Consider the following 11,680-nt stretch of genomic DNA (forward strand, 5'->3'; position numbering starts at 1 on the left):
CCGTCTTGTCGGCCGTCTCTGGGCGATATACGTCTGTATCTCGGGCTTCCGGTATTGAGAATAACGGCAGTACACTCGTTACGGAAGGCGTTCCGCGATACTGAACAACTGTGTTGATCTGCGGCCCACCCGTTGTCTGCGTGTGATCGCTTCGGAACGCCAACACCGCTGCGTTCGATACGGTGGAACGGGACGTGTGAACGGACTGTCAAAGACGGAACGGTGCTGTGCCCAACCGCTCAGTCCCCGGTTCTCGCTGCGCTTAGGGGGTCTAGTTGTGGTATTTCGCGGCAGCGAAACGCGCGGATGTTGGGGCAATAACGAGAGTGGAACGTCTGTACGGGACAGACAGTGCCGATGCTGGGACCGTTCCACCATCGTCGGTCGGTGGGCTACGACCATGACTTTGCACGCTCTTGCGGTGGACAAGAGCAATAACACGTAGAGATTAACAATATATAAATGTTTTGTTACCCAACTGTCACATCACGGCGGTGACCGCCTGCTTAGCTGTTGCGGTACACCGTCTTGATGTAGCTGAAGAACTCCAGGCCGGCGTCGCCCTGCTCGCGGTAGGTGTTCGTCGAGGAGCGCTTGAGGCCGCCGAAGGGCACGTGTAGCTCCAGCCCGGTGGTCTTCTCGTTGACCTTGACCACGCCGGACTCGGAGCGCTCGATGAACTCGTTTTCTTCCTCGATTCGGTCGGTCACGACACTGGCCGAGAGCCCGTAGTCGATGTCGTTGGCGACTTCGACGCCCTCGTCGAAGTCGGAGACGGGGATCACGGCGAGGACCGGACCGAACACCTCTTCCTGTGCGATGCGCATGTCCGGTTCGACATCGGAGAAGACGGCCGGCGAGATGAAGTTCCCGGCGTCGTATTCGCCACCGGTGAGTTCTTCGCCGCCGGTTTCGAGGGTTGCCCCTTCCGACTCGGCGATGTCGATGTACTCCAGGCTCCCCGAGAGTTCGTCCTCGCTAACGTGGGGCCCCATGCCCGCCCGTTCGAGGCCGTTCCCGATCTCTAAGGACTCGGCGTAGTCGACGACGGCGTCGAGGAACTCGTCGTACACGTCCTCGTGGACGATGGCCCGGGAGGTCGCGGTACAGGCCTGTCCGGTGCCGCCGAACGCCCCGGCGCCGACGATGTCGGCCGCCTTGTCCACGTCGGCGCTGGGCATGACGACGGTCGGGTTCTTTCCGCCCATCTCCGCCTGCGCGCGCTTGCCGTTGTTCGTCGCCTGATCGTAGACATGCTCGCCGACCGAGGCGCTGCCGGTGAACGACACCACGTCGACATCGTCGTGCGTGGTCAGGCGCTCGCCGACCTCGCTGCCGGGGCCACAGACCAGGTTGATAGCGCCGTCCGGAATGCCGGCCTCGTCTAGGGCCTCGACGATCATCGCACCGACGGTCGGTGCCTGCATCGCGGGCTTGATGACGACGGTGTTCCCGACCGCAAGCGCCGGCGCGATCTTCCAGGCCGGAATCGCGATGGGGTAGTTCCACGGCGTAATCAGCGCCGCGACGCCCATCGGCTCCTTCTTCGTCTGCAGGCCGGCGCGGCCGCCACTTGGCTGTTTGACGGTGCCGCCGAAGTCGCGGGCCTTCTCGGCGTAGTAGTAGAAGATGTCAATCGCCCGCTGTACCTCGCCCTCGGCTTCGCCGAGTGGCTTCCCCTCTTCACGGGTCAGTGTCTCCGCCAGTTCGTCTTTCCGGGATTTCAGAATCTCACCGGTCTCGCGGAGAATCGCACCGCGCTCCGGCCCTGGCATCTCGGCCCACTCGTCCGTCGCTGTGGCGGCAGCGGCGACTGCTTCGTCCGTCTCCTCGGTCGAGGACACCGGAACCGTGCTGACGACATCGCTCTCGTCTGCCGGGTTTGTCACGTCCTGTGTCTCCCCGGATTCGCTTCCGGTCCACTCGCCACCGATATAGTTCTCGTACGTCTGCGTCATACGTTCGAGGCATCGCGTCCCCGATACTTACGCGTTTCCCATCCCTCTCCGTTTTGTTCTTCTCGGAACCGAAAGCATGCCGAGCCAGTTCCGTTCGTCGCCTTCCGCTGCGTGTGAGCGATGGGTTTAAATGAGAGAGTGTCGACAATCTGTGTATAACGAACATGCAGTATTGGCTGCGCCCCGAACCGCGGATGTAGACGCTCGGGTCGCCCGCGGCGCAGTCTCGCTCCGACGCTGATAACTCAAACATGGCACGAACGGCACAAAATCCGGTCAAATCTGTCGAGACGACGTTCCAGATACTCAACGGCCTCAAAGACCTCGGCGGTGCTGGCGTCACCGAACTCTCCAGACATCTCGATCTCCCGAAAAGTACGATCCACAACTACCTCAGCACGCTCGAACAGGAGGAATACATCGTCAACGACGGCGGCCAGTACAGAGTCGGGCTCCGGTTTCTGGAACTGGGTGCGTATTCCAGGCACCAACAGAAACTGTTCCGCATTGCCAAACCCGAAGTCGACCGCCTCGCCTCGGAGACTGGCGAGCTGGCGAACGTCCTCGTCGAGGAACACGGCCGCGGGACCTATCTGTACCGCGCCCGCGGCGAACAGGCTGTCCAGGTGAAAGCCCACGTCGGAACTCGCGTTCCGCTCCACTCCACGGCCCTGGGGAAAGCGATCCTCGCTCACCTGCCACCGGAACGCGTCGAAACAATCAGCCAGCGACACGGACTCGGCTCCGAAAATGACGAGGCGGCCAGTACGCTGGACGAACTGAGGGCGGACCTGGAGACTGTTAGAGAAACCGGTGTGGCGTTTGACGATGAGGAACGGCTCGACGGGCTCCGGTGCGTCGCAGCACCCGTCCTGAACAACAACGGTACCGTTCTCGGTGCGATCAGCGTCTCCGGTCCGACCAATCGATTCCGCGACGAGCGGTTCACCGAGGACCTTCCACAGAAGGTTCTGGAAGTCGCTAACGTCATCGAACTGAACGTCACCTACTCCTAACCTGCAACGGGAGTCGTCCGGGACGCTACGATTTTCGGCCGGTAATTGCTGTTTCGCTTGGGACCCCAGTGGTTCCAGCTTCGTGAACGACTATCTTCATCTATTCTAACATGAGGTCCATCGATGGATACGGAACCTGTCCGTTACCTCGTGGCTCCGTGAAATTTACAGTTGCTGCGCCAGAGCAGTGTTCACTGATTTGGGAATAACTCACCGCTCCTCTCTCCTGTCTGCGGTGTTCCGTGTGACTATCTCGCCGTGACTGGCCTGGTCTATCCGACGACCGCTCATAACATAAATTCTTGTCCCTCGCTCTAACACGTGTATGGCTGTTATTAGCGCCTTCACGGTTCGGCCGGGGTTACCTCGTCTCTTTCACAATTTGATATAGCGCTATCTAATTTATTCCAATAGGCTTGCCGACTATCGGACTGTGGCTGCGAACCCGAGAGACAAGCTAAAACATCTGAATTTCGGCAAATAGACCCAAAACTTGGACTGAAGCTTGCCAGCAGAGTCCCAATGCCTGCGGCGTAGACACGTACAAGCGATCTCGGGCTCTAGGGCGTCGATTTGTACTACGCGCCATCTCCGTACCGGCGACAATAGGAGTCAGCAATGCAGCGCGACGATGGTTGGTTCATGTAATGCAATCTCAGCACAAAGCAGATATATATATATCTGATACTTATATACGCATAATTCGGATATCTGACTATATTTGTACTGATCTGGACTCATACGTCCACACGCTCTCAGCGCTAAACAATTACGGCGGCGACAGGCTGTGCTCCTGCCGGACAACCGACTATTGGTCGCAATCAGCTCGTTCGAGGAGGGCGTTGGCAAGCGCGCTCTTTCGGTGCGAGACCAGCAGATGACAGTAAATATCGTCTTTGCTGTCCGCTCCGCAGTTACATAACGGGCACCCATATGTGTGGCTGGCCGCCGCCTTGGTCGCTCGCCGGGGGATGCTGGCTTGCATACGCAGCCGTAGATAGCCACAGAACATAGCGGTTTCTAGGACCACTACGTCGCCCTCAATGGGGATATAGAGAGTCGGTACTGCCCTTATTTTCGTGTTCGATCCAGCGCCGCGATAAGCTCCGTTGTCCGCTCAGTCGGCTCGTAGTACCGCCATTGCCCGTCCTTCTCGCGGTTGACCAGCCCGGCGTCGTGGAGGTCCGACAGTGCGTGGCTGATCGCGCTGTCACTCACATCGATGAGATGGCTGATTTCACAGACACAGAGCGGCCCGTCGGCTGTCGCCAGCAGTTGTGCGATGTTGTATCTGGTCTCGTTGCCGAGCGTGTGTAACGCATCGAGCTCCCGCTCGCTCGGCGTGGGCGTCGCCGAATCGTATTCTTCGAGCGTTTCGATCCGGGTCTCGATGTCCGCCGCACAGCAATCGCCGAGTTCGTCGGCGATAAGCCGTTCGAGACGGTCCGTCTGTTGTGTCATACTCGGTAGTTGGATAACTGCTCGTATAACTATTCTGCGAGCCACAGCTGACACTGTTAACAGCTTACGTCTACTCGGATCTGCTCCCCGTATTCACACTTCATAGCCGCTATCGCTCCGTTTACTATCTTTTTGGAGATTCTGATCTCTTATTGGGGATATCTGTCCCTACAATAGATGTATCTGACACTCTCCCACTCACTTCTATTGGTTACTGAACGCTATCACCACTATGGGGACCGTTCATCCTCACCGCTGCAGAATGCCGGTACCTTGCCGTGCACGCTCTTGTAATCGTTTGATTCGTTCGTCCATCGGCGGATGAGTGGACAGGAGGCGAGACAGTTCGGTGTCCGTCTCGCCGTGAACGTACAGTTGTCTCAGGGGGTCGAAACCGGGCGTCGAAGCCCGCTCGATCGTTTTGAGGGCTTGGGCAAGTGCGATAGGGTTCCCCGTCACTTCGACTGCGCGGTCATCGGCCGCCACCTCGCGGTGTCTGGAGTAGCCAAGTATCAGCAGTGTCACCGCCAATCCAAGAATGGCAATGATCCGTAGCGCGTACCGCTGGGTCCGACCGAGCCACGACTGTGACCACGACGACGGGTCGCCACGGAGTAACGAAAGCGATCGGGCGATGCCGCCGGTCAGCACCACCACAGGAAACAGAACGAGACCGACGAGCCCGACAAGTGTCTGGACGAGGCTGTACGCGACAGTCTGGACGAGCGCGTCACGGGTCTCCAGGTGTGCGAGTTCGTGTGCCAGCAGCGCCTCGAACTCAGCGGCCGAGAGCAGTCGGAACAGCCGCCGATCAACGACGATTGCGCCAGCGCCCCCGCCGATAGCGAACGCGTTCGGGACGGGTAGCTCTGCCAGTAGCAGCGTCGGCGTCTGGACATCCATCTGCTCGACGAGCACGTCGAGCTGTCGATATACGTCGGGCGCACGCGCCCGTCGGAGTTCGACCGCATCGAGTGATTGCTTGAGCCGTGCTGTCGCGCCCCAGTAGCTCACAACGCCGAGAACGATTGCCGTTCCGATGACGACTACCCCGGCCACCGCCGGTGACGGGCGACTGTCCCACACCGGCAACAGAAGGACGTACCCCACATACGCGGCCCCGAGATAGATCAACAGCGACGACAGTCCGACGACGGCCATCAGGAGCCGTCGGGTCACACCCATGCTCGGCAGTACGCCGTTGCGCGAAAAAATCGCTTCGGTGGTGCGACCGTCCCTGTGATGCTTCGACGCTGAGTTCACACCCATTGGACCATTTGATATAGCGACATTAGATTTATCGGAGTCGCAGATGGAGGATCTATGCACCAACGGAACGGCGGTCCCACAGTGTCTCTGGCTGGAGAACGAGCGATTGGCCAGGGGGACCGACGGTGGAGCCGACACGCCTTTTTCACCGCCACACAACCACTCTGTATGCGAATCGCGCGACTCCTGACGGATGACGGACCGGTCACTGGTGAGTACGCTGACGGCGTCGTCCACACCGACGACGGCCAGTACGCGGTCGGGCGTGACGGTCGACTACTCCCGCCGTGTGAGCCGACTGCGTTGTACTGCGTCGGTCGGAACTACGCTGCCACCAACGACCAGATGGATTACGACCGGCCCGAGGAACCGGATTTCTTCATCAAGCCCCCGACGGCGCTGCTGGCCCACGAACAAGACATCCCGTACCCGTCGTTCAGCGACGAACTCACCTACGCCGGGGAGTTAGCTTCGGTCATCGGCAAACGATGCCACGACCTTGACCCGGCCGATGTCCCGGACGCCGTTCGAGGGTACACGATACTGAACGACGTAGACGCGTTGGACCAGCAGGGTCGAACGGCACGGAAGGCCTTCGACGGGTCCGCGCCCCTCGGCCCCTGGATCGAGACCGACGTGGACCCCACCGGTATCGACATGCACACGGACATCGGTGATGAGCGCCGCCAGTCCGCCAACACCAGCGAGATGCTGTTTGGGCCACACGAGGTGGTCGCGTATCTCTCGGAGCGGTTCACGTTCCGGCCCGGCGATGTCATCGCGTTCGGGAGCCCGGCCAATCCGGGGACGGTCGCACCCGGTGACACAATCGAGATCACCTACGACGGCGTCGGGACGCTCCGGAACACTGTTGTCGAGCCGTAACGGCGTCTGTCCGATAGAATCATAGCTTAGCGACTTTCTTCGGCCCGTTTCGACAGAGTAGCGGATTTGATCGCTCGACGCTGATAAACCACTATATGCTATACAAAATCATCGTAGCCGAGACTGAATCGTTTCCGCGGTCTGCTCGCCGATACCGTCGATAGCGGTCAGCTCCTCGTCAGAGGCCGTTCTGACGTTGTCGACGCTACCGAAGCGCCGGAGCAGTCGTTTCCGGGTCTCGGGGCCGATACCAGGTACCTCGTCCAGCGTCGTCGACACCTCGTCCCGGAGCGTCTGGTGGTACTGGACGGCAAAGCGGTGGGCCTCGTCACGGATCCGCTGGAGGAGATGCAGGTGTGGTGCGTCGTCCTCCCAGTCGTACACGCGGTCGGGCGTGATGACCAGCTCCTCGTCCTTCGCCAGCGCGATGGCCGGCACGTCCCAGCCGGTCTCGGCGAGAGCGTCGCGGGCCGCCCCCAGCTGGCCGTCGCCGCCGTCGATCAGTAGCAGGTCCGGGTCCGGTCGGTCGTCACGGCCCTCGACGGCCCGCGTGGCCCGCCAGCGGAGGAGTTCGCGCATGTTCGCGTAGTCGTCGTTTTGCTCGGTGAGCTTCTTCCGGCGATAGTCGCTCTTCTCGGGCGTCTCGTCGACGAAGGTCACGTTCGAGCCGACGGCCGACCGGCCCTGGGCGTGGCTCACGTCGAATCCCTCGATGCGGCTCGGGCGGTCGATGCCCAGCGCGTCGGCCAGGCGGCCGGTCTCGTCGTCAGTCCCGCCGCGCTGGCGGGCGTTTTTCAGCGCGAGATCGACCAGTGTCGCCTCCCGCCCGGCTCCGGGCACGCCGAGCGTGACGCCCTCGCTCTCCAGCCACGTCTCGATGTCCGGATCGGCAGGGTCCTCGGCACAGAGAATCCGGTCGGGCAGTTCTCTCTCGGCGTAGTACTGCGGGATGAACGCCCGATACACGCCGGCGGTCCCTTCACCGTCGGGGGCCTCCAGCGTGTGTCGGTCCCGCTCAACGAGCTTGCCGCCCTCGGCGTGGAGTCGGGCGACGATGGCGCGCTCGCCTTCGACGGCAGCCCCGAGTACGTCCGTCGTCTGGTAGCCCCCGGAGTCGCTGACGGCGGTGTCGCCCTCGCCGTGGAGCGCCTCGACGGCCCCGAGCTTGTCCCGGAGGTTCGCCGCGCGCTCGAACTCCTGGTTCTGTGCGGCGGCCTCCATCTCGCGGCGCAGCGGGTCCGCGAGAACACCGGTTTCGCCCTCGAAATACCGCGTGACAGCTTCGACATCCTCAGCGTACTCTGCTTCGCTGATTTCGCCAGTGCAGGGGGCGGTACAGATACCCATCTCGTAGTCGAGACAGGGCCGGTCCCGGTTGCTGTACTTGTGGTCGGAACACCCCCGAAGCCCGTACGTCTCACGCAGTGCCTTCACCACCGTCTCGACCCGCCCTTTGTCGGTGAACGGTCCGTAGACGGTCGCGCCGTCCTCGGGGTCGCGGGTCACCTTGATCCGGGGCACCGGATGGTTGGTCAACTGGACTAACGGGTATGACTTGTCGTCTTTCAGCCGGACGTTGTACGGCGGCCGGTGGCGCTTGATGAGATTCGCTTCAAGGAGCAGCGCCTGCGTCTCGGTGTCGGTGACGGCGAAGTCGATGGTCTCGGCACGCTCGACCATCTTGGCGATACGCTCGCTGCGTGGGTCGGCGTAGGAACGAACGCGGTCCCGCAGGTCGACGGCCTTCCCGACGTAGAGGACCCGACGCGTGTCGTTCCGTTCCTGCTCGAACAGGTACACGCCGGGCTCCCGTGGCAGTGACCCGGAGCGCTCTCGTACCTCGTCGGCGTCCATTAGCTCAGGGTTGGTGCTCGGCGGGGTTGAACGTCACGGGAGCGGGTCGTCGGGCGGTGGCTGGTCAGGATTTTCGGCGGCGGGCGTTGCGCCCGGGACGATGGCGGCCTCGATTCGCTCGACGACGCTCTCGTCGTCCGGTGCGGTCAGTTCGATGTCGTCGTCGCCAGCGACGCGCACGACGAGCAGTCGGTCGCGGCTCCAGAGGTAGACCCCGAGGACGACGGCGGCAAAGGCCAGCGCGAGGCCGCCAAACAGCCGCATCAGGTCGTCCAGTTGCGCCATCAGCGTCAGCATCGTCTGCAACATTCCCAACATCCCGCCGATACCGACGGCGCTGGCGGTACCACCGCTGTCCAGCGAGACGTTGCTGACGAGGCTATCGAGACTCACCGTCGTCCCGGCGGCGACCAGCACGACGCCGATGACCAGCGCCTTCACGCCGAGTTCGAGGAACGACCAGTCGCCGCTCGTGGTGACATCGACGCCCTCGACGTTAGGGCGGTCGACCTGCCGGTAGTTCGACCCTTCGCGGTCCGGCGTGAACACGAGGACGCGGTGGCTGGTCACGACGACCCCGCCGCGATCCAGGCGAACGTCCGCTTCGATCACCTCGCCGTCGTACAGGAGGCTCTCGGCCCGTGCGACCCAATCCATACACCCCCCTTTCCCGTGGACACGTGTATATTCTCCCCCCGTAACCGCTAACTGTCCGCCCTCGAACATGACAGTATGACCGCCGATCCCCGCTGCCCTCACTGCTCGGAGAAAGTCAGTGCGACCGCGACGTGGTGTATGCACTGTGGCCGGGACTTCGACAGCCCGGTCGACGCCGGCACCGGGACAACAGTTCTCGACGCTGGCGGCGGCAGTCAAACCACGTCGGACCTCGAAGCGGCGCTGAACGCCGGTGACCTCAACGGGATCCAGAATGCGGTCGCCCGGAGCGACAACGGACCACGGCTCGTCGGCTTCGCCCTTGGTGCAATCGCGCTGGTTACGCTCCCGACCGTCTCACCGCCAGGTGTCACGCTGTGGTATATCCTCGTTGTCGCCGGCGTTGCAGCAATTGGGGCCTCCAAGTCGACAGTCGACGCGGCAGTCAGAACCGGCGGGAAGGCGCTCGCCCTCGCCCCCTTCCTGCTGGTGTTTATCGACGTTCTCCTGAGCTACCTGTACAGCGGCGTGATAGCGACAACGCCGACAGTCCTGCTCGGGCCGGCGATCTACGCCGGATTTGTCATGTACGGCGTCCGCCGGTATCGTCGCCGCTGAACGGTGTGCGTTGGCCCGACCGGGTCGAGTCGTCGTCCATCTCAATCAGCGTGTCGGCGACTTGCTCGACCGCTCTATCGGCGATGGCCGCTCGCTGGTCGTCCGTGAGCGGGGTGTGGCGGCCCATGGACAACTGTGACTACTCAATCGGTAAATACTTCCTGGAGAGTACAACCGCTGTCTGCGTATGCTTCGTATGAGCCACCAGACCGCGTTAGGGGCACGTCGATTCGCTTCGCCCGGTATCAAAACTACCATGCCCCCTGGATTCGAGTACCCACCTACTACAGGTGGTTCTGTGACCGAAAAACGCGAATACAAAGACGACTACCAGGACAAGACGCTGTATCTCCCGGGGCCGACAGAGGTGCGTGAGGACGTTATCGAGGCGATGGCCGAACCGATGTTCGGCCACCGGATGGACCGGATGACGGACCTCTACACCACCATCGTCGAGGACACGAAGGAGTTCCTCGGCACCGACAACGATGTCATCGTGCTCACGGCGTCGGGCACGGAGTTCTGGGAGTCGACGACGCTGAACCTGGTCGAGGACAGCATGCTCGTGCCGACCTCCGGCGCGTTCAGCGAGCGCCAGGCCAACGTCGCCGAGCGACTCGGCAAGGATGTCGACCGTATCGAGTACGACTGGGGCCAGGCGGTCAAACCCGACGACATCCGCGACGCGCTCGAATCCGGCGACTACGACGCCGTCGGGGCCGTGATGAACGAGACTTCGACCGGCGTCCGCAACCCCATCGAGGAGATCGGCGACGTGGTCGCGGAGTACCCGGACACCTACTTCATCGTCGACGCCATCTCCTGTCTCGGCGGCGACCAGATCGATATCGAGGCCCACGGCATCGACGCCATCTTCACGTCCACGCAGAAGGCCTTCGCCATGCCGCCCGGACTGGCCGTCTGTGCCGTCAGCGACGCGGCCTACGAGCGGGAACTGGAGAAAGAGTCGGCGTCGTGGTACGGCGGCTTCCAGCGCACGCTCGACTACTACGACCGGAAGGGCCAGACCCACTCCACGCCGGCGATCCCGCTCATGCTCGCCTACCGCAAGCAGATGAAGCACATGCTCGATGAGACCCACGACGCCCGCGACCAGCGCCACCAGGAAATGGCCGAGTACACGCGCGAGTGGGCCCGCGAGCACTTCGACCTCTACCCCGAGGCGGGCTACGAGTCCCAGACGGTCACCTGCATCGAGAACACGCAGGACATCAACGTCGCCGAGACGGTTGAGGCCGTCTCCGAGGAGTACGACATGGTGTTCTCCAGTGGTTACGGCGACATCAGCGAGGAGAGTTTCCGCATCGGACACATGGGCGAACACACCGTCGAGAGTATCAAGGAGCTAACCGACGCAATCGAAGACGTGGCCGATCTGTAACCCGGGCGAGAACGCACGAAAAATCGACGTTACTGCCTGATTTGGGCCGCTCCGGTCGCGGTACCCGGTCTTTTCACAGTCTGATAATGCTGGGAAGACTATATTACTACTTACTGTCTTGGTGTAGATAGACAAACCACTATGAGTAAAAGTAACGGGCGACGCGGGGACGACGATTCTTCGACACCGATGAACGTGACCCGCAAGCAGTTCGACTGGGCCGAGACGCGACCAAGCGCGGCAGTGACGGAGTACATCTCTGCTATGACCGGTCGGGAGCAGACCGACTTCGCCCCGCTGTACGAGACTATCGACCCTGAAGCGCTGGATTCGCTCGTTGACTCGTCGGACCGCTCGACACCGGTCAGTATCTCCTTTGAGTATGCTGGTCACTCGGTTACCGTCCGAAGCGACGGGGAACTCGTCATCAAGGCACCCAGAGCCAGAATCGGCCGATAACTGTCGGACTGCAGCGTTTCTGCGATATTTTCACTGTTGTCTCCATAGCGCCTGTCCTGGGTTCGATGAGTCGCGCTTTCACATGCAAGTGTCTATGAAAA

At 61.7% G+C, this 11,680-nt stretch carries 11 protein-coding genes; 5 read left to right on the plus strand and 6 right to left on the minus strand.

The features are described 5' to 3' along the window. Window positions 1-506: 506 nt before the first annotated feature. Window positions 507-1,958: a 2,5-dioxovalerate dehydrogenase gene (xacF, locus tag NDI54_RS10335; protein ID WP_310896370.1), complete on the minus strand. Its 1,452-nt coding sequence runs from the start codon at window positions 1,956-1,958 to the stop codon at window positions 507-509. A 251-nt stretch (window positions 1,959-2,209) separates the two neighbouring features. Here xacF and NDI54_RS10340 point away from each other — a divergent pair, with 251 nt between their 5' ends. Further along, complete coding sequence (locus NDI54_RS10340; protein WP_310896371.1) at window positions 2,210-2,974, plus strand: IclR family transcriptional regulator; 765 nt, start codon at window positions 2,210-2,212, stop codon at window positions 2,972-2,974. Between the two features lie 1,071 nt (window positions 2,975-4,045). Here the strand turns inward: NDI54_RS10340 and NDI54_RS10345 are convergent. Beyond that, window positions 4,046-4,435, minus strand: a complete 390-nt coding sequence (locus NDI54_RS10345; protein ID WP_310896372.1) for an ArsR/SmtB family transcription factor — start codon at window positions 4,433-4,435, stop codon at window positions 4,046-4,048. A 249-nt stretch (window positions 4,436-4,684) separates the two neighbouring features. Then, complete coding sequence (locus NDI54_RS10350; RefSeq protein ID WP_310896373.1) at window positions 4,685-5,620, minus strand: M48 family metallopeptidase; 936 nt, start codon at window positions 5,618-5,620, stop codon at window positions 4,685-4,687. A 252-nt stretch (window positions 5,621-5,872) separates the two neighbouring features. Between NDI54_RS10350 and NDI54_RS10355 the strand changes: the two genes are divergently transcribed. Further along, a complete protein-coding gene (locus NDI54_RS10355; RefSeq protein ID WP_310896374.1) occupies window positions 5,873-6,589 on the plus strand; it encodes a fumarylacetoacetate hydrolase family protein in 717 nt (238 codons plus the stop codon). A 108-nt stretch (window positions 6,590-6,697) separates the two neighbouring features. On the opposite strand, the gene NDI54_RS10360 is transcribed toward NDI54_RS10355, so the two are convergent. Both NDI54_RS10360 and NDI54_RS10365 read right to left on the minus strand, forming a co-directional pair. Further along, window positions 6,698-8,443, minus strand: coding sequence for an excinuclease ABC subunit C (locus tag NDI54_RS10360; RefSeq protein ID WP_310896375.1), 1,746 nt, complete (start codon window positions 8,441-8,443; stop codon window positions 6,698-6,700). Window positions 8,444-8,476: 33 nt separating this feature from the next. Further along, window positions 8,477-9,100: a hypothetical protein gene (locus tag NDI54_RS10365; RefSeq protein WP_310896376.1), complete on the minus strand. Its 624-nt coding sequence runs from the start codon at window positions 9,098-9,100 to the stop codon at window positions 8,477-8,479. 75 nt (window positions 9,101-9,175) lie between these two features. Between NDI54_RS10365 and NDI54_RS10370 the strand changes: the two genes are divergently transcribed. Next, the gene (locus NDI54_RS10370; protein ID WP_310896377.1) at window positions 9,176-9,718 is read left to right on the plus strand and encodes a hypothetical protein; all 543 of its coding nucleotides are present in this window, start codon (window positions 9,176-9,178) and stop codon (window positions 9,716-9,718) included. Here NDI54_RS10370 and NDI54_RS10375 read toward each other — a convergent pair. After that, the gene (locus tag NDI54_RS10375) at window positions 9,684-9,845 is read right to left on the minus strand and encodes a hypothetical protein (RefSeq protein WP_310896378.1); all 162 of its coding nucleotides are present in this window, start codon (window positions 9,843-9,845) and stop codon (window positions 9,684-9,686) included. The two genes, NDI54_RS10370 and NDI54_RS10375, sit on opposite strands and share 35 nt — an antisense overlap. Window positions 9,846-10,016: 171 nt before the next feature. On the opposite strand from NDI54_RS10375, the gene NDI54_RS10380 reads away from it, so the two are divergent. Continuing rightward, on the plus strand, window positions 10,017-11,120 hold the full coding sequence (locus tag NDI54_RS10380; RefSeq protein WP_310896379.1) for a pyridoxal-phosphate-dependent aminotransferase family protein: 1,104 nt from the start codon (window positions 10,017-10,019) through the stop codon (window positions 11,118-11,120). 141 nt (window positions 11,121-11,261) lie between these two features. After that, window positions 11,262-11,579 (plus strand): HalOD1 output domain-containing protein, encoded by a 318-nt coding sequence (locus NDI54_RS10385; protein WP_310896380.1) that lies wholly within the window; start codon window positions 11,262-11,264, stop codon window positions 11,577-11,579. Window positions 11,580-11,680 lie beyond the last annotated feature (101 nt).

The organism is Haloarcula terrestris (genome assembly GCF_031624315.1).
GTDB classification, from domain to species: Archaea; Halobacteriota; Halobacteria; order Halobacteriales; family Haloarculaceae; genus Haloarcula; species Haloarcula terrestris.

What these genes read in the sequence shown, in the direction of transcription:
- xacF (WP_310896370.1), bottom strand. Translation starts at nt 1,958, where the DNA reads ATGACGCAGACGTACGAGAACTATATCGGTGGCGAGTGGACCGGAAGC.
- NDI54_RS10340 (WP_310896371.1), top strand. Translation starts at nt 2,210, where the DNA reads ATGGCACGAACGGCACAAAATCCGGTCAAATCTGTCGAGACGACGTTC.
- NDI54_RS10345 (WP_310896372.1), bottom strand. Translation starts at nt 4,435, where the DNA reads ATGACACAACAGACGGACCGTCTCGAACGGCTTATCGCCGACGAACTC.
- NDI54_RS10350 (WP_310896373.1), bottom strand. Translation starts at nt 5,620, where the DNA reads ATGGGTGTGACCCGACGGCTCCTGATGGCCGTCGTCGGACTGTCGTCG.
- NDI54_RS10355 (WP_310896374.1), top strand. Translation starts at nt 5,873, where the DNA reads ATGCGAATCGCGCGACTCCTGACGGATGACGGACCGGTCACTGGTGAG.
- NDI54_RS10360 (WP_310896375.1), bottom strand. Translation starts at nt 8,443, where the DNA reads ATGGACGCCGACGAGGTACGAGAGCGCTCCGGGTCACTGCCACGGGAG.
- NDI54_RS10365 (WP_310896376.1), bottom strand. Translation starts at nt 9,100, where the DNA reads ATGGATTGGGTCGCACGGGCCGAGAGCCTCCTGTACGACGGCGAGGTG.
- NDI54_RS10370 (WP_310896377.1), top strand. Translation starts at nt 9,176, where the DNA reads ATGACCGCCGATCCCCGCTGCCCTCACTGCTCGGAGAAAGTCAGTGCG.
- NDI54_RS10375 (WP_310896378.1), bottom strand. Translation starts at nt 9,845, where the DNA reads ATGGGCCGCCACACCCCGCTCACGGACGACCAGCGAGCGGCCATCGCC.
- NDI54_RS10385 (WP_310896380.1), top strand. Translation starts at nt 11,262, where the DNA reads ATGAGTAAAAGTAACGGGCGACGCGGGGACGACGATTCTTCGACACCG.